The following is a 22,689-nucleotide window of genomic DNA, read 5'->3' as shown; positions in this document are numbered from 1 at the left end:
AAACCTGCTTTTTAGCAGGTTTTTTATTAATCATTGGTTTTATATCTTTGTTCCTAGGTTAATAAAATTAAATTATATGAAATCAAAAATTGCAATGATTGCCTTATTAGGCACTAGTATTGCTATATCTGCACAAAACGATTATTTAACAGGGCAAACAAAACTAACAAATCCTAGTGGTAGAACATTATTACTTGAAAGAAACGGAGATGACTCTTGGTTAACATTTCATAATAACGGGAATGCTTGGTATTCTATGGGAATAGATCAATCGAATGCTAATGCTTTTAGTTTAAATTATGGAGGGATTTTAACAAGTTCTCAACTTGTACTAGCCTTGAATGGTAATATTGGTATTGGAGTTCCTGCTCCTGAAGCTAAATTACAAATAATTCAATCAAACACTATTGGTTGGGGAGATTTAAAAAACTCATCAATTTTACTAGGAACAGCAAATCAAGGTTTAGGATTTGATCCAAATGAAATAGTAGTAAAAGGAGATAATATGCATATTGGTACGTTATCTAATCATAAAATAATTTTTAGAACTGGTGGAGCAAATAATAGAATGGTACTTACAAGTGATGGAAGTTTAGGAATTGGAACAAGTTCCCCCTCATATGCAAAATTAGATGTTAATGGACATGTTAAATTTAATGCTTTAACGTCTAATCATACAAATATTCAAATCGGTCATGATACTAATGATAGAATTTTTGCGGATAATAGTACAAATAAAACTTATGGAGGAGGAATGTTTTTCAGAATTACACCTGATCCATCATTAAATATAGCACACAATTATATAGACGTAATGATGTTAGACGATAAAGGTAATGTAGGAATCGGTGAGCTTTCTCCAGTAGCAAAATTAGAAGTAGGTAATGGAGATTTACAAGTAAGTAATATGGGGCATTTTAAAGGTTGGGAAACGAATACTTTAACAGGTTTAGGCTTGGATGTAGGAGTTTCTGAAGGTAATGGATACATAATGACTTATGATAGAACCCTTCACAAGTATAGTGATGTACGAATTGTAGCTCAAGGAGGTTATAATAAAGGAATAACTGTTGCTACTAATGGAAATGTTGGAATAGGTAATGATGCACCAGATGAAAAACTAGCAGTAAATGGAACCGTTCATGCAAAGGAAGTAAGAGTAGATTTAACAGGTTGGCCAGATTATGTATTTGAAACATCATACAATTTACCAACCCTGGAAGAAGTTGAAAAACATATCAAAAATAAAGGACATTTAGAAAATATTCCATCTGCAAAAGAAGTAGAGGAGAATGGTGTTTTACTTGGAGATATGAATAAAAAGCTATTAGAAAAAGTTGAGGAATTAACGTTGTATACTATTCAGCAAGAAAAAGAGATTAAAAAGCTTAAGGAAGAAAATAAGAAACTACAATCCTTATCAGATCGTTTAGAAAAACTAGAGAAGTTATTAGAAAAAAAGTAATATATTACTCATTTTATACATAAAAAACCTGCTGTAAAGCAGGTTTTTTTTATTACAATTTTATGTAAATCTGTTACCCTTTATAAAATGGTAATTTTACCACTTTTGCAGGAACTTGTTTTTTACGAATTTGAATAAAAATATCTGAATCTACTTTAGAATTTTCAACAGTAACATAACCTAAACCAATTCCTTTACTTAAACTAGGACTCATAGTACCAGAAGTAACTTTTCCAATTACAGCACCTTCAGTGTCTACAATTTCATAATCTTTACGAGGAATTCCACGATCAGTTAATTCAAAAGCAACTAATTTACGAGTAACACCAGCTTCTTTTTGAGCTTTTAAAGCTTCAGCATTTACAAAATCCTTAGTAAACTTAGTAATCCAACCTAAACCAGCTTCTAAAGGAGAAGTAGTATCGTCTATATCATTACCGTATAAACAATATCCCATTTCTAAGCGCAAAGTATCACGAGCAGCTAAACCAATAGGTTTAATTCCCCAGTCTTTACCAGCTTTAAAAACATTGTTCCATAATTGTTCTACATCTTCATTTTTAACATATACTTCAAAACCTCCAGAACCTGTATATCCAGTAGCAGAAACTACAACATTAGGAATTCCAGCAAAATCAGTTATTTGAAATGTATAAAACTTAATAGTAGATAAATCTACTTGAGTCAACGATTGCATAGCTTCTACAGCTTTAGGACCTTGTATAGCTAATAAAGACCAATTTTCTGAGCGGTTTTCCATCTCAACATTTAAATCGTTATGTTGCGAAATCCAATTCCAATCCTTTTCGATATTAGAAGCATTTACTACTAACATGTATTCATTTTCAGCAATCATGTAAATAATTAAATCATCTACAATTCCTCCATCAGCATTTGGCATACATGTATATTGTGCTTTTCCAGGAACTAATTTTGATGCATCGTTAGAAGTTACTTTTTGAATTAGTGCTAATGCATTTTCACCTTTTAAAAAGAATTCTCCCATATGACTTACATCAAAAACACCTACACCTTTACGAACGGTTTCGTGTTCTATATTTACACCTTCATATTGAACAGGCATATTATATCCTGCAAAAGGAACCATTTTAGCTCCTAATGCTTCATGTACATGTGTTAGTGCTGTATTTTTCATTCTGTAATTTAGTTGTTTTAAAGTTTCAAAAATATTGAAAAATACTGTAATAGTAATTGAAGCTTTCAGAATCTTTTTTAATTAAAATAAAGGCATAAATATGATTGGTATAAGTGTTTAAAAATTGTTAATGTTTATTAAATACATAGAATAAATATTAAATTTGATTCTACACTAATTTTAATTTGAAGAATGAAACGCATTATTTTTTTAGTAGTCTTTGTAGCTTCTATAAGTTTTGGGATTGCACAAACACCAACAGATTATCTGCCCAAAAAATTTCATAAAGAACGTAGAGAAGCTTTACGTAAAAAAATGCCTCAAAATTCTGTTGCGGTAGTATTTGCAAATCCAATTCGTAATCGAGCAAATGACGTTGATTATGTGTTTCATCAAGATCCTAACTTTTATTATTTAACTGGTTTTAGAGAACCTAATGCAGTTTTATTATTGTTTTCTAACGATCAAACAGATGAAAACGGAACTGTTTATAACGAAATGATATACGTTCCTAAAAGAGATCCAAAAGCTGAAATGTGGAATGGAAAACGTTTAGGAGTAGCAGGAGTTAAAAGAGATTTAGGTTTTACAAAAGCAGCAACTTCTGAAGATTTTTCGAATACACCTATTGATTTTACAAAGTTCGATCAAGTTTTCATCGAGCAATTTAAAGATGATTATAGAAATTCAGAAAGGAAAAAAGGAGAAGTATATGATTTAGTAAAAAGCTTTAAAGAGAAATCGAATTATAATACAACAAACTTTTTATCAACTCCTAAAAAAAGAATTTATGAACTAATAACTGCTTCACCTGTAGAAAATGCTGCAAATGTTGCTCAAGTAATAGGTAGAGCTGTTACAGTATATCCAAGTTTAAAAGAAGATAAAATTGTACAAGGATATCAAAATGCCAGTAATGATAAAGCACGAAAGGAGTTTCAAGAAAAAGCTTCTTTAGAATTGAATTCTAAATCAAATATTAATATAGAGTTTTTGAGTGCAAATCTAGCTGAAATGAGAGAGGTGAAAACTCCGGAAGAATTAAAGTTGTTAACCAAGGCTATACGAATTTCTGCTGTTGGACAAATTGAGGTTATGAAAGCAATGAAACCGCATATGTCTGAAACAGAAATACAAGGAATTCATGAGTTTGTTTATAAAAAATACGGAGCAGAATACGAAGGATATCCATCTATTGTAGGAGCAGGAAATAATGGATGTATTTTACATTATATAGAAAATAATAAGACAAAAGTTGGTCATGACCTTGTGTTAATGGATTTAGGAGCGGAATACAGAGGGTATACAGCAGATGTTACAAGAACAATTCCTGCTAACGGGAAGTTCAATCCAGAACAAAAAGCTGTTTATGAAGTTGTTTTAAAAGCACAAAATGCAGGTATTGATGCTTGTAAAGTAGGAAATGCTTTTTGGCAACCAGGTCAAGAAGCTAAAAGAGTAATTAATGAAGGTTTGGTGGAATTAGGAATAATTAAGAATGTAAATGAACAACATTCGTATTTTCCACATGGTACTTCTCATCATATTGGGTTAGATGTACACGATCCAGGAACATACGGAGCTTTTAAAGAAAATATGGTGATTACAGTAGAACCAGGAATTTATATTCCAGAAGGAAGTCCTTGTGATAAAAAATGGTGGGGGATTGCTGTTCGTATAGAAGATGATATTTTAATTACTAACGGAGCACCTAAAAACTTATCTGAGGAAGCGCCAAGAACTGTAAAAGCAATTGAAGCGATGATGGCTAAAAAAAGTGTGTTAGATGACTTTTTATTGCCTAATTTAGATGAGTAAATAAAACACCAAATAATAAATAAAAAACGCAGAGAAATTTCTCTGCGTTTTTTATTTTATATACTAATACTGATTAAGCTCTATCATACATTTTTTCGTATAAACCATTGTAAATATCCTTAATGATTTTACGTTTCATTTTCATTGTTGGAGTTAAATGACCACTATCTACAGTCCATTCTTCAGGAGTTAACTCAAAACGTTTAATTTGCTCCCATTTACCAAAGTTACAATTACAATCATCAACTTCTTCTTGAAGACGAGCGATAACCTTTTCGTTAGCAATTAAAGCTTTATTTTCAGAAATTTCGATATCATTTCTTCGTGCCCATTCTTTTACAAAATCAAAGTTTGGTTGAATTAACGCAGTAGGCATTTTTTCACCTTCTCCTACAACCATTACTTGTTCGATGAAGCGAGATTGTTTTAATTTATCTTCTAATAATGTCGGAATTACATATTTACCACCAGATGTTTTAAACATTTCTTTAATACGTCCAGTAATACTTAAGAAGCCATTTTCAACCTTTCCTTTATCTCCAGTATGGAAATATCCGTTTTTAATAACTTGTGCGGTACGTTCAGGATCTTTATAGTACCCCATCATTACATTAGGACCTTTTACTAAAATTTCATCTTCTTCAGAAATCTTAACTTCTACACCATCTATAATACGTCCAACAGTTCCAATTTTGAATCCGCCATTATTTTCATCATTTACAGATATTACAGGAGATGTTTCTGTTAAACCATATCCTTCCATTACCGGCATTCCAGCTGCAGCAAATACTCTTGCTAAACGTGGTTGTAATGCAGCACTACCAGAAACCATTATTTTTAATTCTCCTCCTAAAGCAGCTTGCCATTTAGAGAAAATAAGTTTTCTAGCAATACCTAATTGCTTTTCATACCACCAACCATTAGCTCCATAAGGTTGATATTTTAAACCAAGTTCAATAGCCCAAAAGAATAATGCTTTTTTAATTCCAGATAATTCTGTACCCTTAGCATAAATCTTATCGTATATTTTTTCATAAAGCCTAGGAACAGCTGTCATAACATTAGGCTTTACTTCTTGAGCATTTTCACTTAACTTTTCAATAGATTCTGCAAAGGTGATTGCTATACCACAATACTGGTATAAATATAGAATCATACGTTCAAAGATGTGACAAACAGGTAAAAAACTTAAACTTTTTCCTTTACCTTGATCTAAAGGAACTCTTTTAGCACTGGCAAGAACATTAGAAACAATATTATTATGAGAAAGCATTACTCCTTTAGGTTTCCCTGTAGTACCAGAAGTATAAATTAAAGTAGCTAAATCTTCAGCTTTTACGTTGTTTTTACGTTGTTCAACTTCTTCTTGGTTGCTTTCATCATTTCCTAATTCTAAAACTTCTTTCCAGTTTTTTTCGCCTTCAATATCATCAAAAGTATATACTTCTTTTAATTTCGTATTTCCTTTGATTTGATTTAACTTTTCAAGAATATCTGTATCTGAAACAAAACAATAGGTAGCTTCAGAATGATTTAACACATATTCGTAATCTTCTTTAGAAATTGTAGGGTAAATAGGAACATTTTGCGCTCCAACTTGTAAAACACCAATATCACAAATATTCCATTCAGTACAGTTATTTGTGCTAATAACTGCTATTTTATCGTTAGGTTGTACTCCTAATCGTAATAAACCTCTACTAAGTTTATTCGCTTGTGCTATATATTCTTTTGTAGAGATAGACTTCCAGTTCCCGTTGTATTTTGTAGTAAGTGATTCTTGGAGATTATACTTTTCCAACTGATAGTATGGAAAGTCAAAAAGACGCTTAATTTCAATCGACATATGTACCTAAATTTGTGTGTCACAAAATATAAAAATTAAGTTGTTTGGGCAAAAATTGTTTTTTGTTGATTCCCTTAGTTTTAGGAACGAAAACGATTTAGATAAATACAAAAATCGGCTAGAAAAATACATCTAACCGATTTTAATAGTTAATAATAAAATCCCCAATCAACTATATAAGTATTATAAGAACGCTACTTAGATATCTATATTGTTTAAAATTTTTGTTAAAATTTTGCAGCCTCTAATGAGTTCATCATCAGAAATTGTTAATGGAGGAGTAATTCGTACAGCACGTTTTTCATACAGTAACCAGAACAGAATTAAGCCTTCTTCTAAACAGTTTAAAATTACTTGATCTGCTATTGTTGATGATTCCATAATTAACGCTAACATCAAACCTCTTCCTCGTATTTCTTTAATATGAGGATGTGTAAGATGTGTTCTAAGAATTTGTTCTTTTCTAATTGCTTCTGAAGCAAGATTTGTAGTTGTGATTTCGTTAACTGTGGCTAAACCTGCTGCTGCAATTACTGGATGGCCTCCAAAAGTTGTAATATGTCCTAATTTAGGATTGTCTTTTAAAGTATTCATAATTTCATAAGACGAAATGAATGCACCAATTGGCATTCCACCTCCTAAACCTTTACCGGTAATAAAAATATCAGGAATTACATTGTAGTTTTCAAATCCCCAAAATGTACCAGTTCTACCTACACCAGTTTGTATTTCGTCTAATATGAGTAAAGCACCAACTTGTTCACATTTAGCTTTTACCTTTTGTAAGAAATTATTTTCAGGTTCTATAAAACCTGCGCCACCTTGTATTGTTTCTAAGATAACGGCAGCTGTTTTGGTGGTTATTTGTGCTAATGCTTGCTCATTGTTGAATTGTATAAACTTTGTTCCCGGTACTAAAGGTCTGAAAGCGCTATTTTGTCGTTCTGCGCCACATACACTCATAGAACCTGCAGTATTTCCATGGTAAGCGTTATGAGCAGCTATAATTTCACTTCTTTTGGTATATCTTTTAGCCAGTTTTAAAGCACCTTCTGTAGCCTCTGTTCCTGAGTTTACTAAATATACAGAAGACAAAGAGGAGGGGAGTGTATTTGCTAATGCTTTGCAAAGTTCTAATTGTGGTTTTTGAATAAACTCACCGTAAACCATAACATGCGAATAGGTTTTCATCTGTTCAGTTACAGCTGTATTCACACTTGGGTGATTATGGCCTATACTGTTAGCAGAAACACCAGCTACAAAGTCTAAATAGGCTTTGCTGTTAGTATCGTAAATGTAACTCCCATTAGCGTGTGAAATTTCAATAGCTAATGGATGTGGAGTTGTTTGAGCTTGGTATGTTAAAAAGTCTTTTTTCACTCTTCCTCTTTTTCTATTTGAATTCGTCGTTTGTTTTCTTTTTCTAGTCGCGCTTTAGCTTTTTCAACGACTTCAAGTTTTTTGGATTGAGCTGGAGCAACTTTTTGATCTTTTATAAAAATATCTTCCATTGTTTTAGGTTGCTCATCTTCACGCCAAATAAAGCCTTTAAATTTTCTCTGATCTTCTGGAAACTCTGAAGGAGGATATGTTTTTCCTTCAGACTTTTTGAAGTATTTAGTTTGAACAATTTCATTATCCTCTAACAAGAATTCAATATCACTTGCAATTTCTTTAGTAATAGTTTCCAATTCTTGTGTTTCATCATTTCTGTTGTAATATAGAGATTCGGCATTCCCTTTTACAAGCATTACTCTTAAATCATTATCTTCAAATTTTCCGTAAATATTTCTACCTTTTATTTGATTAAAGTTATTAGGATCAATAGAATCCTTTTGTATGATAAAGGCATTTTTAAGTACGTATAACGAATCTAATTTGTTTGTTTCTTTATCGGATAAAAATTGTATGCTATCTCCTGTAATTTGACTTTTTCCAGACCAAAGAATAGGAGCTCTAAACATTCGAGTTAGTCCAGTAGTTTGGTTTGTGTGTATCGAATCACATTTACCTTGTAAATTAGACTTATATATCTTTACATTATGATAGGTTCTAACAATTCGATTTTCAGGTTTTCCTGTAACTAAAATAGTGTCGCCATGCATATACAAAGAATCTTTCTCCATAATAGAAATAGCAACGGGTTTTTTTATAATGAATAAAGAGTCTTGTAACTCAAAAATCTCAGCATAGTTTCCTTTAACCACCATTTTTTGAATGGTATCGATTACCGTAATGTTATTGGTAGCAGAAGCAAAACCTTTAGGTTTGTCATAATAAAGACTATCTGCTTCTATGGTTTTTTCTTTAGAGAAAAGCTTAGCATTTTTAACAAAATACGAAATATCTGTATTGGTATCGAAGAAACCTCTTTCAGCATAAATTTTCGTACTATCTTTTAAATTATAAACAGTTGACGGTCCATAAATATAAGCTAGTTTAGAATTAGTATAGTAATCTAAATGATCAGAATCTAACCTATTTTCTGGATTTACTACGGTAACTTTTGTTTTAGCAGTAAACTTTTTGTCTTCTAAATAATATGTTCCTTTGTTACTTGTTAAGGTGTTTTTAGTATCCTTAATCTTTCCTTTGGTTGGGTAGAATAATATTTGTTTTGTTCTATCAAAATACAAAGTATCTGTAGAAAGTTTCATCTCTTTATCATTCACTTCAACATTTCCCCAAGACTTGGCGATTTTTGTATTGGCATCATAATTTGCAAAATCTGAATACTGAATAATACTATCACCTTGTTCAATTACAACTTCACCAATAGCTTTAAAAGTATTTTTATTTCTATATAAAAGTGCTCGTTTACAATCTAATGTTGCTCCTTCATGTGCAACTTTTACATTACCAATTAATATCGTTGCTCCAGGAAATTTCTTCTGATCTGCAGTTGTTATCTCTGAAGACAAAATTTTTATTTTTTTAGTCTGAGAACTAACTTGTATTGAAATGATAATGCTAAAAAAAAGAACTATTCTTTTCAAAATTTTAAAATTTTAGTACACAAAAATAATGAAAAGAGCATGCCAAATTCTTAAAATAATTTGAAAAAGATTTTTGAATTAAAATGTAGGGTAAATAGCAAAGATATAATTAGTGAAAAAATATTGAATTAAGGTAGGTGAAAAGTTTTATATAGCTGAAAAGAAAGCTAATTTTGCAGAAAATTTAATGTACATGGAAAATTATTTTGATTTATCTCTTGAAGAGATGAAATCGTATGGATATAAGATTGTAGATTTAATAGCAGAGCATTGGGATACAATGCGTGAAAAAAAGCCTGTAGCAGAAGCTAGTAATAGAAAAGATTTAGATCAAATTTTTTTACAAGAAGCTCCAGAAAAAGCAAGTAATGCAAATGATGTATTGAATTTTGTAATGGAAAATATAGTACCTAATAGTACGGTAGTATCGCATCCTAAGTTTTATTCTTTTGTACCAGGACCTAGTAATTATATAAGTACTATGGCCGATTCATTAGCGACAGGATTAAATATTTTTTCTGGTGGTTGGATAGCTTCTCCTGCTGCTGCTGAACTGGAAATTGTTACCGTTAATTGGTTGTTAAATATGTTTAATTTTCCAGTGAAAGAAGGTGGTGGAATTTTTACAAGTGGTGGTTCTATGGCAAATCTAACGGCGTTAGTAACTGCTAGAAGAATTAAATGTGGTGATGATTTCTCTAAAGCTGTTATTTATTTATCAGACCAAGCACATTCTTCTAACATTAAAGCAATTAAAGTTTTAGGATTTAAGAAGGAACAGATTAGAATTATTCCAACAGATTTTGAATTTAGGATTGGAATAAATAAACTAAAAAATGCAATAGCTAAAGATAAATTAGAAGGATTACAACCTTTTTGCTTTATAGCTAATGCGGGAACAACAAATACAGGAACCGTAGATCCGTTAAATGAGATTGCGGACATTTGTGAGAAAGAAAATATTTGGATGCACGTAGATGGTGCTTATGGTGGTGGAGCTATTTTATCAAAGAAAGGAAAAAGAATGCTGACTGGAATAGAAAGAGCTGATTCTTTAACAGTAGATCCTCACAAATGGTTTTTTCAACCTTATGAAATAGGAGGTTTATTAGTGAAAGATGCTTCTTGGCTAAGTAGTACATTTAGTGAAAAACCTGAGTATTTACGTGATGTTGAAGGAAATGAATCAGAAATTAACTTTTATGACTACGGAATTCAGTTAACGAGAAGGTTAAGAGCGTTAAAGTTTTACATGTCTATAAAAACTTATGGCTTAGAAACGTTTAGAAAGGCTGTTACCTATAATATTGAATTAACTGAAGAAGTAGAGGAATACTTGCGTAAGGCAAAAACTTGGGAAGTTGTTTCTCCAGCTACTTTAGCGATTATCAATTTTAGATGCAATCCTATAAATGAAAATTTAACGGAGAAACAAATAGATTACTTAAATCAAGAAATCTCTAAACGCGTGTTAGCATCTAGAGAAGCTGTTTTTGTAACTACTATTTTAAATAAACAAGTAGTGTTACGTATGTGCTTGATAAACCCTAGAACAACTATTGATGATGTTAAAGACACATTAAATCAATGTGAAAAGTATGCAAAGGAAATTCTTTCTGAAATTAAAAAAGAAAGCTAAAAGATATTTAGGTTATTAAAATAAAAAAGGAGTTCAATTATGAACTCCTTTTTTGTTGCTATAATTTTTGAGAATTATCTCATAATAGTTTGTTTTCTATCTGGGCCAACAGAAACGATTTTTACAGGAACTCCAGTTTCATCTTCTATAAATTTAATATAGTTGATTAAGTTCTCTGGCATATCTTCTTTTTTAGTCATACCTGTTAAATCTGCTGCCCAACCTTTAAAATCGCTATAGATTGGAGTTACATTTTCAGGTTCAATATTAAATGGTAAATGCGTGATTTCTTCGCCTTTATATTTATAAGAAGTACATACTTTTAAGGTATCAAAGCCAGAAAGTACATCTCCTTTCATCATCATTAATTGTGTAACACCATTTACTTGTACTGCATATTTTAAAGCTACTAAATCTAACCATCCACAACGACGTGGTCTTCCTGTAGTTGCTCCAAATTCATGACCAACTCGTGCCATTGTTTCACCATCTTCATCAAATAATTCTGTTGGAAATGGGCCAGAACCTACACGTGTTGTATATGCTTTAAAGATTCCAAAAACTTCTTTTATTCTATTAGGAGCAATTCCTAAACCAGTACAAGCCCCAGCGGCTGTAGTATTACTAGAAGTTACAAAAGGATACGTTCCAAAATCTATATCTAGAAGAGAACCTTGTGCTCCTTCTGCTAAAATTGTTTTCCCTTCTTTAATAGCATCGTTCAAATATTGCTCAGAATCGATAAACTGTAAGGTCTTTAACTTATCAATACCTTTACAAAACTCAGCTTCTAATTCTTCTAAATCATACTGAATATCTACATCAAAGAAATCAAGCATTTTAAGGTGTTTCTCTGTTAATGCTTGGTATTTCTCTTTCCAATCGTCTAATTCTAAATCTCCTACGCGCATACCGTTTCTACCAGTCTTGTCCATATAAGTAGGACCAATTCCTTTTAAGGTAGAACCAATTTTTGCTTTTCCTTTAGAAGTTTCAGAAGCAGCATCTAATAATCTGTGTGTTGGAAGAATTAAATGTGCTTTTCTAGAGATTAATAGTTTGTCTGTGTAATTAATGTTGTGTTGATCTAAATTTTCTAATTCTTTTTTGAAAATTACGGGATCAATTACAACACCGTTACCTACTACGTTTAATGCGGTTTTGTGAAAAATACCAGATGGAATTGTGTGCAATACATATTTATTGCCATCAAAAACTAGCGTATGCCCGGCGTTTGGACCTCCTTGAAAACGAGCGATAATATCATAATTCTGTGTAAGTACATCAACGATTTTACCCTTGCCTTCGTCTCCCCATTGCAAGCCGAGTAATAAATCTACTGCCATTTGTTTAGTGTGTTGTTATGTGTTATGGTTGTGAGTTATTTCGTTTTTTTCTTAGTCCCATAGAAGTATAGGGAATGGTTATGAATATCGATATCAAAAACGTCTTCAATAGTTTTTTTAATGATTTGAATTCTTGGGTCGCAAAACTCTTTTACTTCTCCAGAATCAGTTAGAATTACGTGATCGTGATTTTTATCAAAATAACTCTTTTCGTAACGAGCCATAGATTGTCCGTCAAATTGATGTTTACGAACTAAACCACATTCTAATAATAAATCCATCGTATTGTAAAGTGTAGCTCTACTTACACGATAGTTTTTATTTTTCATTTTAATATATAAAGACTCTATATCGAAATGTTCGTCTGCATCGTAAATTTCTTGTAAGATAGCATAACGCTCTGGTGTTTTACGATGTTTATTATCTTCTAAAAAAGAAGTGAAAACCTTTTTTACGATTTCTTGATTTTCAGCCGAACTACTCATAATATTTTAAATTTAACCAAAGAACAAATTTACGTTTATTTATCTATAAAAAAAGCGTTGTAATAAAGAATATATCTATAAAGTATTAACACGTGTTACTTTCTGTACACCATCTACCTTTCTAATACGATTGATAAGCTTTGTAAGTTGTGTTCTGTTCTTTACGGTTAGCGATATTTTCCCTTCAAAAATACCAGCGTTTCCTGAAATGTTAATACTGTTAATAAAAACATCCATATTGCTAGAAATAATTCTTGTAATATTGTTTACAATTCCTTTGTTATCTACACCACTAACTTCTAATATTGCTGAGAATTCTTGTTTTGTAGAATCAATCCATTTGGCTTTTATAATTCTGTAAGCAAAGTTTGATTGTAACGAAATTGCATTCGGACAGTTATTTTTATGAACTTTAATACCATCGTTAATAGTCACAAAACCAAATACATCATCGCCAGGAATTGGTTTACAGCATACAGATAAAGAGTATTCTAATTTCTCTTCTTCTTGTCCAAATACTAAGGCGTCAAATTTATTAGTAACTTCTTCTGAATCAGTAATGTGTTTAGCACCATTCCTTTTAAAAGGGTTTTTAAGGAAGCTCATGATTCTGTTACTTCGTTGACTAACAAACTCCTTAAGCTGGCTATTGTCAATAGCACCATTACCAATTCTATAGAAAAGATCGAAACTAGTTTGAAGATTGAAAAAACTTGCTATTTCATGGACTAATTTTTCGTCATAATTAATTTTTAAATGACGTAATTTTCGCATCAAGATAGCTTTTCCTTCTTCAGCAATCTTCTTTTCATCTGCTTTTAAAGCCGATTTAATTTTTGTTCGTGCGCGTGCAGTTAAAACAAAGTCTAACCATCTAGAATTAGGCTTATTTGTAGGCGAGGTTAGAATATCTACCTGATCACCACTTTTCAACTCATAACTTAATGGTACTAGCTTTCCGTTTACTTTTGCTCCTCTACATTTCAATCCAACATCAGTATGAATCGCAAAAGCAAAATCAAGTGCAGAAGCTCCTTTAGGTAATGATTTTAAATCTCCTTTAGGAGTGAAGACATAGATTTCTTTAGCATATAAATTTAGTTTAAAGTCTTCAACAAAATCAACAGCATTTAGTGTATTGTTTTCTAAAGTCTCTTTTAATTTATTAAGCCATCCATCTAGTCCATTTTCATTTTGATTTCCTTGCTTGTATTTGAAATGTGCAGCATAACCTTTTTCAGCTATTTCGTCCATTCGTTCGGAACGAATCTGAACTTCAACCCATTTTGAATCTGGTCCTACTACAGTAATATGTAAAGCTTCATACCCTGTAGATTTAGGTTGTGAAATCCAATCGCGTAATCTAGAAGGATTTGGTTTATAGAAATCAGTTACAATAGAATATATTTTCCAGGCATCAAATTTTTCATCATCTGAAGTTGGTTTGTATATAATTCTAATAGCAAATTTGTCATACACTTCATCAAAAGAAACATTTTGCTTGCGCATTTTTCTTCTAATAGAATAAATAGATTTAAAACGTCCTTTTATCTGATAAGAAAAACCTTCTTTATCTAATGCTTCTCTAATTCTAGAGTTGAAAGTGTCTATATATTTTTGCTGCTCTTCTTTATTTTCTTTTGTCTTTAATAAAATGTCATTGTATACATCTGGCTCAGTATATTTTAAACCAAGATCTTCTAGCTCAGTTTTAATATTATATAAACCTAAACGGTGGGCTAGGGGAGCATAAATGTATAAGGTTTCAGATGCGATTTTTACCTGTTTATGTGGAGGCATTGCATCCATGGTTTGCATGTTGTGCAAACGATCTGCTATTTTAATTAATATTACACGAACATCATCATGTAATGTAAGCAGCATTTTTCTAAAGTTTTCTGCTTGAATCGAATAATCCTGATCTTGCTTTAATCGCGAAATTTTGGTAAGTCCGCTTACGATACGTGCAACAGTTTCACCAAATAATTGTTGCATGTCTTCTACCGTATAGTGTGTGTCTTCAACTACATCGTGTAATAAAGCAGCAGCAATAGAAGTAGCACCCAAACCTATTTCATAAGCTACAATTTTAGCTACGGCAATAGGGTGGAAAATATAAGGCTCTCCTGATTTTCTTCTTTGTTGGGAATGTGCTTCAACTGAAACTTCAAAAGCTTTACGGATCAGTTTTTTATCATCTTCAGATAAGGTTTGGTACGTTCCTTTAAGTAAATCTTTATAACGATTTGCAATCTCCTTATTTTCTTCCTCAACTGTAGCAGTGTACTCCATAAACCAATCATTTTATATTCAACAGTATCTTAAAAGTGAAAGTACTATAAAGATTTTTATTATACAACATTTTGATACTTTTCAACTTATACCAATGCTTATATAGATTCGATTTATTTTATGAATTTCCGCTGCCTTTTAGCTTCAAAAACAACAATAGCACAAGCTACAGATACGTTCATAGAATCTATAGCACCTTGCATAGGAATATTAATATTTTGAGATGCTTTTTCTCTCCAGATTTCAGTTAAGCCTGTAGCTTCTGTTCCAACAACAATCGCTGAAGCTTGTGTGTAATCTTCTTGATAATAAGCATTTGAATTTTGTAACGTAGCACTATAAATATGAATGTTATTTGCTATTAAAAAGTCAATTACATTTTCTGAAGTATCAACAGCAATTTGATTTGTAAAAACACATCCTACACTAGAGCGTATAATGTTTGGATTGTAAATGTCGGTTTTTGGATTGGCAATAATTACAGCATCTACATTAGCAGCATCTGCAGTACGTAGCATAGCACCAATATTTCCAGGTTTCTCAATACCTTCCATAACCATTATTAACGGATTCTTATGGGTAAGTTGAAGAGAAGCTAATGAAAACTCTTTAACTTTTACAACAGCAATCATACCTTCGGTAGAATCGCGATATGCTATTTTTTGATACACTTCTTTCGAAACATTAATAAGTTGTACCGATTTAGGTAACTCTTCTAGTAATGTATCATTATTTTGAAGTACAGTGTCAAGAACTAAAACACTTTCAATTACATAATCACTTTGTAAGACTAATGAAATTTCTCTTCGTCCTTCTACTAAAAAAAGTCCTTTCTTTTTGCGCTCACGAGATTTTTCTTGAAGCTTAATTAAATCTTTAATGTAAGAATTCTGACTACTGACTATTTTTTTCATACTCGGCAAAAATACCGAATTATGATTACTATTGCTATAAAAGCTTTTTCTAAAGATTGGGTATTGAAAAAGATAATTTATTCCTATTGAACGTATCGGCTAATCGTTCTTCCATTTAAAGGCTGTATGGGTCTAAAATTGTCATGCATAATATCAGCCAATGCATCTAATTGTGCTTGAGAAGCTTTTAATGGAGTTTCCATAACAAACCATTCCACTATTTCAGAACAAGGAGGCGTGGTTAATGAACCTTCATAGGTATAATAACTTTTGTTTGTAGGAAATAAATCTGAAGCATTGTAATTCATATTCATATCTAGATATGAATCATCTTTATTAGTCGGTAAATGAGTTATAAACTGATTTAAAAAAGAGTTTTCACTACCGAGTTCAAAAAAAACACCTACAACAGCTAAGTCTTTAGAAGCATTTTGATGTACTAAATGTACTTCAAGAGGATATTGCTTACTGTCTACTGTATGTTCACTTTGTGTATGAAAATGAAATTGAAGTAAATTATAAGCATCGCCTTGTAAGTTTAAAGTAGCAGAACCATTATAATTAAATTGAATAGTATGTCCATTGTTTATAATGTCTGTTGTAGAAGCTTCATAATTGAAGTTTAAATCTGTAAGCATTGGGTCATCAATTGTTCCAACAATATCAACAGGTGTTTGTCTTACGGTACTTCCACATTGGTTTTCACCTTCGGCGACACAGAAGTTATACCAGTTAGAAGGACCTTCTTTTGTTGTATCATCATAGTTAAAATCTTCAATACAATCAGTTTCTGAAGGATCATTATTAGCATCTGAATTACAACTAGTGAATAGAAATGGTAAAATTAAAATTAGAGGTAACTGTTTGATAAAAATATTTGGTTTCATTTTTATGGGGGAATAAGGGGTTGGTTACTAATTAAATTGAATTCGATGCAAGTGACTTATAAAAGAGTTAATAAATTATTATTTTGCGGATTATGAAGCCTGAAAGAAAGGCTGAAGTAATCTTAACTTTATAAAATGGATTGCTAAAGAAACAGCATAAAGTGTATTTTTTGTAATAACACTCTCAATTTATATGAGTCTCTTGAAAAATTAGATCGAATTCACTGTTAGTTAAATATAATAAATTTTAAGTATAGAAAAGCTCTTAAAGTAAAGTTTTATAGTATTATTATTTAGAGTGCTGTATTTTTGAATTTTATTTAAATTATATAGCTGATATTTGAGAATTACTTTGTTAAGTGATTGGTTTTTATAGCTAATAGGAGATATTACTAAAAAAGCCTGATGAAAACTTCATCAGGCTTTTTTGTATTTTTATAATTAAAATCTTACTGATTTTTATATTTATTAGCGTATCGTTTCCACAACTTTGTTTGGTGTGTTTCTAAGCTAATTTTTCGGCCTTGAATAAAAGCATCAGAAATAATATTTGTACGCATGTCTAATGCATCTCCTTTAGAGATAAATAGTGTAGCGTCTTTTCCTGCTTCTAATGTTCCAACTTTATCATCAATTCCTAAAATCTTAGCATTATTTGAAGTAATTAATTGTAAAGCTTCTTCCTTACCTAATCCATAAGCAGCAAAAGTTCCTGCATAAAATGGTAAGTTTCTAGTATTCATACGTTCCATTTGACCTTCCATACCTAAACCAACCAAAATTCCTTTGTCAGTTAATAATTTTGCTGTACGATATGGTAAATCGTAATCTTCATCTTCACTGTTAGGTAATCTATGTGCTCTATTAATGATTATTGGAATATTATTTTTCTTAATTAAATCAGCAACTTTAATAGCGCCATGGGCACGAACTAATACTAAGTTTTTTACCTCTAATTCGTTAAACGTTTTAATAGCATCTACAATTGCTTTTTCACCAGAAATATGGATAAAAACTTTTTGTTTTCCATTAACTGTTCCTTGTAAAGCTTCAAAAGGAATATTCTTAGGAGTCCTATTTCCTGACAAATATTTTTTAGCATCTTCAAAATATGTTTTGATATTTTGTACAGACTTACTGTAATTTTTGTTCGGCTTTAAAGCTGGATCTTCTCCTAACCACCAACGGCCTCTAGAAAAATTAGAAGGCCAGTTAATATGCAAACCGTCATCTAATTTTAAAACAGCATCTTCCCAATTCCAAGCATCTAATTGAACTACAGAAGAAGTTCCAGAAATAGTTCCACCTCTGGGAGTAACTTGGGCAATAAATACACCATTAGGTCGCATTGTTTCTATAACTCTACTTTCTGCATTGTAGGCTATAATAGTACGAATATGTGGCAAAAATCCACCTACTTCATCAAAATCTCTCGTAGCACGTACAGCGTCTATTTCTGCCAAACCTAAAGAAGAATCGGCAGCAATAAATCCAGGATAAACATGTTTTCCTGTTGCATTAATAATTTCTCCTTTTTGTGCTGAAGGATTTGCTTTTCCAGCATACGTAATTTTTCCGTTAGAAAATACAACCAATCCATTTTCTACAACAGTACCATTTCCAATATGTACTGTAGCGCCAACAATAGAATAATCTTTCGTTTGTTTTGGGGCAGGAGTTTGTTGTGCACTAAGGCTTCCAATGAATAAGAAACTTAGCAATATTGTTATTATTTGTGTTTTCATGTTCATTCGTTTATTGTTGCTATTATTCAGTATCACAGTGGAATAATGTTTTATGTTTTTTAGAAGGAGTTTGTGTAGGTGCTCCTCCAATTTTCTCTTTTAACATCATTGCAGTAAGCTTCGCACGCTCTGCTCTTATAGCTTTACGTTTTTCAAGGTCTTTTTCGATGTCAAAGTAAATAGCGCCGTCAATAATCGTTTTTTCTGGCTTAGCATATACAGATAATGGATTGTCACTCCATAAAACAAGATCTGCATCCTTTCCTACTTTTATACTTCCAGTTCTATCGTCTAAGTGTAATAATTTTGCTGGATTGATAGTTACTGTTGCCCATGCTTCTTGCTCGCTTAATCCACCATATTTTACTGTTTTAGCCGCTTCTTGATTTAATCTTCTAGACATTTCAGCATCATCTGAGTTGATTGCCACAGTAACTCCTTGATTATGCATTATAGCCGCATTATAAGGAATAGCATCATTTACTTCATATTTATATGCCCACCAATCAGCAAAAGTAGATCCACCAACACCGTGTTTTTTCATTTTATCAGCTACCTTGTATCCTTCTAAAATATGTGTAAAGGTATTTACATTAAAATTGAACATTTCAGCTACTTTCATCAACATATTGATTTCAGATTGCACATATGAGTGACAAGAAATGAAACGTTCTTTATTAATGATTTCAGCAATAGCTTCTAGTTCTACATCTTTTCTATAAGGTTTTCCACTTTTCTTTTTAGCATCGTATTCTTTTGCACGTTGAAAATAATCTATAAATACTTGTTCAACTCCCATACGAGTTTGTGGGAAACGAATTGTTTGACGATCTCCCCAATTAGATTGTTTCACATTTTCTCCTAGTGCAAATTTTATAAACTTAGGAGAGTCTTTATAGATCATATTTTCCGCATTTTCTCCCCATTTTAGTTTAATAATAGCAGAACGACCACCAATTGGGTTTGCAGAACCATGTAATATTTGAATTGTAGTAACTCCTCCAGCAATGTTTCTATAAATATTAATATCATCTGGATCTACAACGTCTTCAATAGTAACTTCGGCTGTTGAGTTATGCCCAGCTTCGTTTACTGCAGAAGTTGCAATATGTGAATGTTCGTCTACAATTCCTGCAGTTAAATACTTTCCAGTACCATCTATAACAGTAGCTTTTCTACCCGATAAATTCTTTCCTATTTGTACAATTTTACCGTCTTTCACTAATACATCTGTATTGTTTAGAATTTCACCATTTTCACTTGTCCAAACTGTTGCATTTTTAATTAAAATGGTTTCTTTAGTTGGTTTGTAAGCGTTTCCAAAACCAACGTTAGGGTAAGTTACAGATATATTAACTGGTTTCTCTTTATTATCTTTTTTTGACTTTTTCTTATTAGGCCCTTTAGCAACTATTTTAGCTGCATTCCAAGTAATATCGTTACCAGTAGCGTCTTTACCAGTACCTTCCATACCATTTAAATCGTTAATAATATTACCAGCTAATCGTATAAACTCACCATTATCATTAATCGTTAATTGTACCCAATCGTCTTTGAAAGAGAACGTAGACTTTAGTTTTTTATCACCAAGTTTTATTGCTCCTTTTTGCTTGGTTCCTTTACCAGAAATAGTAAGATCGTATGTTTTTCCATTTACAGCTACTGAGTAATTTCCATTAAGATCGCGAATCGTACGATCGTTAATTACATTTTTATTTCCTTGTACCCAGTTTTCATAAATTGTTGTTTTAGGGGCAAAAATATCTCCAGAGGTAACTAAGAAATTGGCATAACTACCAGTATTTAAGTTTCCAATTTTATTATTCTTTAGAATTTTAGCAGGAACTGTAGTCAATGCAGCTAGTGCGGTTTCTTTATTTAATCCGCGCTTAATTGCCTTTTTTAAATTAGTACCAAAGCTTTTTGCCGATTTTAATTTATAAGTTGTTAAAGCAAATGGAATTCCGTTTTTATCCAATACTGATGGATTTGTAGGTTCTTGATTCCACTTTCGCATATCTCTTAAAGAAATAACATCAGCTAAAAATTGATTACTTACATCATAAGCTTTTCTAAAGTTGATAGGAATAATAAAAGTAGCATTGGTCTTTTTGATATCATTAATTCTTTCAAATTCATCTCCGCCACCAAGAATAGTATATTGGATACCAAACTCATCTCCAACTTTGTCAGCACGAATAGCATCAAGGTAATTACCAGCATTAAAAATTTGAGGTAAATCTTTATTTTGATTTAAAGCTTCTAAAGATAAATCTGAATTCTTCATATTCCCTTTAGCATACCAATCTGCGTCTAAATAAGATTGACGTAATAAAGCCATAGCACCCATACGAGAAGTAGGGTAGGACTGTCTAGATGTTTTGCTTTTAGAAAAAGAAAGATGATTTGAAGTTTCTGTATCTAAAATACGATAGGCATTAGAATCGTTAGTATTTAAAGCCACAAGTATTCCGTTTCCTTGCATAATACCATCTTCTAAATGTGTATTTACAACACCGAAACCTTGGTTTATTAATTCTTTAGCTTTTTTAGCATCAAAGCTAAATTTAGGTAATGGATCGGTTTCTGGACGAATATGATCATTCCAATAATAGCCTTTACGGTTTGCATCATATTGTGGCCCTCGATTCCCATTTCGTTCACTTTTAGGTAAAGCAATTCCAAAATTTGAATAAATATCTATAAAAGAAGGATAAATATATTTCCCTTTTAGGTCTACAATTTTAGCTTCTTTAGGTATAGAAATTCGTTTACCAACATTCAACACTTTACCATCTTTTACAAGAAGTGTTGCTTTTTTTATACTGTTAGTAGGAGTAACAAATACCGTAGCATTTGTAAATGCAATCGTGGTATTTTTAGAAGTTTTTACTCCTGTGTTTGTAGGAAAGTAATCTTGAGAGTACCCTACGAAAACACAAAAGAGTAGCAATAATAGTACTTTTTTCATTGTGTATTTGATTGGTTTAATGGATAACTAAAAGTATTCATTTAATTTAAGAACACTTTTTCTTTAACATAAAATTAAGATTTTATGGAAGCGTCATTTTCGCGATTTTGTTATTTCCAGCAAGCCAAGCAATGTTCTCGTTTACAAATTGAATAGTATAGAAACCTTTTGTAGAAATTTCTTTCCAAGTGTTACCGCCATCATTAGAAAAAGAGATTCCCGTTTTCCCTACAGCAATTACTTCTTTCCCAAAAGTATTAGGAATGTATTGTATGCAACTTTTGTAACCTGGATTTTCGTTATCAGCTACAATTTGCCATGTAATACCACCATCTGTTGTAACAGCTTTATTTTTACAATTATCTTCTGGTTTTGCATAATTTCCTCCGATTGCAATACCTGTATTTTGATCGTAAAAATCGATGGAATAAATACCTTGTGGTCCGTCTCCTTGAATAAAAGGAGTGTTATAGGTATTCCATGTTTTTCCTTTATCTGTAGATTTTAAAACACGTGCTTTAGTTCCGCCAGTAGCAATCCAAACAGTATCTCCTAAAATTTTAATGTTAGTATTACTCGCAGCAAAGAATGCTTCTCCTTCTACTAATTTAGGGAGTTGTGAACAAGGAATTTTTTCCCAATTGGCACCACCATCAGAGGTAATAATAATTGAAGGACAATCTTCAGTTGGATCTCCTACAGCAATACCATCTTTTTTGTTATCAAAAAAATGCATGCTATCATAGAAAACTTTTTCATGGATTTCTTTATAGACTAATTCATTCTGCTTCCCTTTAATTTTATATAATAGAGCGGGATTAGCTATAGATAAAGCATAAATATAGCCGTTGTTTTCTGCAATACTTCTAAAGTTTGGGGTAATACTATCTTGAAAATGAATTGTTTCTATATCCCAAGTTTCACCCGCATTCGTTGTTGTTCCTATTTTACCATTAGAGCCTGCATAGTATACTGTATTTTCGTTTATAACTTTAATAGCTCTTATACTAGTACTATCAATTGTAAATTCTTTAATTGTTACAGAATCAATACTTCTAGGTTTATATTCTTTTTTACAAGAAAAAAAAATTAAACTACTGAAAATAATAATGGAGAAACGTTTCATTTT

Annotated in this window: 15 protein-coding genes; 3 read left to right on the top strand and 12 right to left on the bottom strand. The window is 31.6% G+C overall.

Annotated features, from left to right (window positions below; genetic code table 11):
• Positions 1–76 precede the first annotated feature (76 nt).
• A complete protein-coding gene (locus ACKTTC_RS09955) occupies positions 77–1,465 on the top strand; it encodes a hypothetical protein (protein ID WP_408039668.1) in 1,389 nt (462 codons plus the stop codon).
• 73 nt (positions 1,466–1,538) lie between these two features.
• On the opposite strand, the gene gcvT is transcribed toward ACKTTC_RS09955, so the two are convergent.
• Positions 1,539–2,621 carry a glycine cleavage system aminomethyltransferase GcvT gene (gene gcvT / locus ACKTTC_RS09950; protein WP_408039667.1) on the bottom strand — a complete coding sequence of 361 codons (1,083 nt, stop codon included), beginning with the start codon at positions 2,619–2,621 and terminating at the stop codon, positions 1,539–1,541.
• A gap of 192 nt (positions 2,622–2,813) precedes the next feature.
• Between gcvT and ACKTTC_RS09945 the strand changes: the two genes are divergently transcribed.
• Positions 2,814–4,439, top strand: a complete 1,626-nt coding sequence (locus tag ACKTTC_RS09945; protein ID WP_408039666.1) for an aminopeptidase P N-terminal domain-containing protein — start codon at positions 2,814–2,816, stop codon at positions 4,437–4,439.
• Between the two features lie 73 nt (positions 4,440–4,512).
• Here ACKTTC_RS09945 and ACKTTC_RS09940 read toward each other — a convergent pair whose 3' ends face one another.
• From ACKTTC_RS09940 to ACKTTC_RS09930, 3 genes are all read right to left on the bottom strand, one after another.
• Entirely contained in the window at positions 4,513–6,285 is a 1,773-nt protein-coding gene (locus ACKTTC_RS09940; protein ID WP_408039665.1) for an AMP-dependent synthetase/ligase, read from the bottom strand.
• A gap of 198 nt (positions 6,286–6,483) precedes the next feature.
• Positions 6,484–7,665: an aspartate aminotransferase family protein gene (locus ACKTTC_RS09935; protein WP_408039664.1), complete on the bottom strand. Its 1,182-nt coding sequence runs from the start codon at positions 7,663–7,665 to the stop codon at positions 6,484–6,486.
• Positions 7,662–9,281, bottom strand: a complete 1,620-nt coding sequence (locus ACKTTC_RS09930) for an OstA-like protein (RefSeq protein WP_408039663.1) — start codon at positions 9,279–9,281, stop codon at positions 7,662–7,664. The genes ACKTTC_RS09935 and ACKTTC_RS09930 overlap by 4 nt, the downstream gene beginning before the upstream one ends.
• A gap of 193 nt (positions 9,282–9,474) precedes the next feature.
• On the opposite strand from ACKTTC_RS09930, the gene ACKTTC_RS09925 reads away from it, so the two are divergent.
• Positions 9,475–10,920 (top strand): pyridoxal phosphate-dependent decarboxylase family protein, encoded by a 1,446-nt coding sequence (locus ACKTTC_RS09925; protein WP_408039662.1) that lies wholly within the window; start codon positions 9,475–9,477, stop codon positions 10,918–10,920.
• A gap of 74 nt (positions 10,921–10,994) precedes the next feature.
• On the opposite strand, the gene ACKTTC_RS09920 is transcribed toward ACKTTC_RS09925, so the two are convergent.
• The 8 genes from ACKTTC_RS09920 to ACKTTC_RS09885 form a co-directional block, all read right to left on the bottom strand.
• Positions 10,995–12,266, bottom strand: coding sequence for an adenylosuccinate synthase (locus ACKTTC_RS09920; protein WP_408039661.1), 1,272 nt, complete (start codon positions 12,264–12,266; stop codon positions 10,995–10,997).
• Between the two features lie 35 nt (positions 12,267–12,301).
• Complete coding sequence (locus ACKTTC_RS09915; RefSeq protein WP_408039660.1) at positions 12,302–12,751, bottom strand: Fur family transcriptional regulator; 450 nt, start codon at positions 12,749–12,751, stop codon at positions 12,302–12,304.
• 75 nt (positions 12,752–12,826) lie between these two features.
• On the bottom strand, positions 12,827–15,043 hold the full coding sequence (locus ACKTTC_RS09910) for a RelA/SpoT family protein (RefSeq protein WP_408039659.1): 2,217 nt from the start codon (positions 15,041–15,043) through the stop codon (positions 12,827–12,829).
• A gap of 113 nt (positions 15,044–15,156) precedes the next feature.
• Entirely contained in the window at positions 15,157–15,957 is an 801-nt protein-coding gene (locus tag ACKTTC_RS09905) for a TrmH family RNA methyltransferase (RefSeq protein WP_408039658.1), read from the bottom strand.
• Positions 15,958–16,040: 83 nt separating this feature from the next.
• Entirely contained in the window at positions 16,041–16,844 is an 804-nt protein-coding gene (locus ACKTTC_RS09900; protein ID WP_408039657.1) for a carbonic anhydrase, read from the bottom strand.
• 449 nt (positions 16,845–17,293) lie between these two features.
• Positions 17,294–18,589: an amidohydrolase family protein gene (locus tag ACKTTC_RS09895; protein WP_408039656.1), complete on the bottom strand. Its 1,296-nt coding sequence runs from the start codon at positions 18,587–18,589 to the stop codon at positions 17,294–17,296.
• Between the two features lie 22 nt (positions 18,590–18,611).
• Positions 18,612–21,560 (bottom strand): amidohydrolase family protein, encoded by a 2,949-nt coding sequence (locus ACKTTC_RS09890; protein ID WP_408039655.1) that lies wholly within the window; start codon positions 21,558–21,560, stop codon positions 18,612–18,614.
• An 82-nt stretch (positions 21,561–21,642) separates the two neighbouring features.
• Positions 21,643–22,686, bottom strand: a complete 1,044-nt coding sequence (locus tag ACKTTC_RS09885; protein ID WP_408039654.1) for a WD40/YVTN/BNR-like repeat-containing protein — start codon at positions 22,684–22,686, stop codon at positions 21,643–21,645.
• Between the last annotated feature and the right edge of the window lie 3 nt (positions 22,687–22,689).

The sequence above is a fragment of the Tenacibaculum amylolyticum genome, from assembly GCF_964511145.1.
GTDB lineage: Bacteria > Bacteroidota > Bacteroidia > Flavobacteriales > Flavobacteriaceae > Polaribacter > Polaribacter amylolyticum.
The sequence above is the reverse complement of the archived record's forward strand: the minus strand, read 5'-3'. Positions and strand labels throughout refer to the sequence as shown.

Bases quoted from the DNA above. Each gene is read 5' to 3' on its own strand.
- ACKTTC_RS09955 (WP_408039668.1), top strand. From the start codon at position 77: ATGAAATCAAAAATTGCAATGATTGCCTTATTAGGCACTAGTATTGCT.
- gcvT (WP_408039667.1), bottom strand. From the start codon at position 2,621: ATGAAAAATACAGCACTAACACATGTACATGAAGCATTAGGAGCTAAA.
- ACKTTC_RS09945 (WP_408039666.1), top strand. From the start codon at position 2,814: ATGAAACGCATTATTTTTTTAGTAGTCTTTGTAGCTTCTATAAGTTTT.
- ACKTTC_RS09940 (WP_408039665.1), bottom strand. From the start codon at position 6,285: ATGTCGATTGAAATTAAGCGTCTTTTTGACTTTCCATACTATCAGTTG.
- ACKTTC_RS09925 (WP_408039662.1), top strand. From the start codon at position 9,475: ATGGAAAATTATTTTGATTTATCTCTTGAAGAGATGAAATCGTATGGA.
- ACKTTC_RS09920 (WP_408039661.1), bottom strand. From the start codon at position 12,266: ATGGCAGTAGATTTATTACTCGGCTTGCAATGGGGAGACGAAGGCAAG.
- ACKTTC_RS09915 (WP_408039660.1), bottom strand. From the start codon at position 12,751: ATGAGTAGTTCGGCTGAAAATCAAGAAATCGTAAAAAAGGTTTTCACT.
- ACKTTC_RS09910 (WP_408039659.1), bottom strand. From the start codon at position 15,043: ATGGAGTACACTGCTACAGTTGAGGAAGAAAATAAGGAGATTGCAAAT.
- ACKTTC_RS09905 (WP_408039658.1), bottom strand. From the start codon at position 15,957: ATGAAAAAAATAGTCAGTAGTCAGAATTCTTACATTAAAGATTTAATT.
- ACKTTC_RS09900 (WP_408039657.1), bottom strand. From the start codon at position 16,844: ATGAAACCAAATATTTTTATCAAACAGTTACCTCTAATTTTAATTTTA.
- ACKTTC_RS09895 (WP_408039656.1), bottom strand. From the start codon at position 18,589: ATGAAAACACAAATAATAACAATATTGCTAAGTTTCTTATTCATTGGA.
- ACKTTC_RS09890 (WP_408039655.1), bottom strand. From the start codon at position 21,560: ATGAAAAAAGTACTATTATTGCTACTCTTTTGTGTTTTCGTAGGGTAC.
- ACKTTC_RS09885 (WP_408039654.1), bottom strand. From the start codon at position 22,686: ATGAAACGTTTCTCCATTATTATTTTCAGTAGTTTAATTTTTTTTTCT.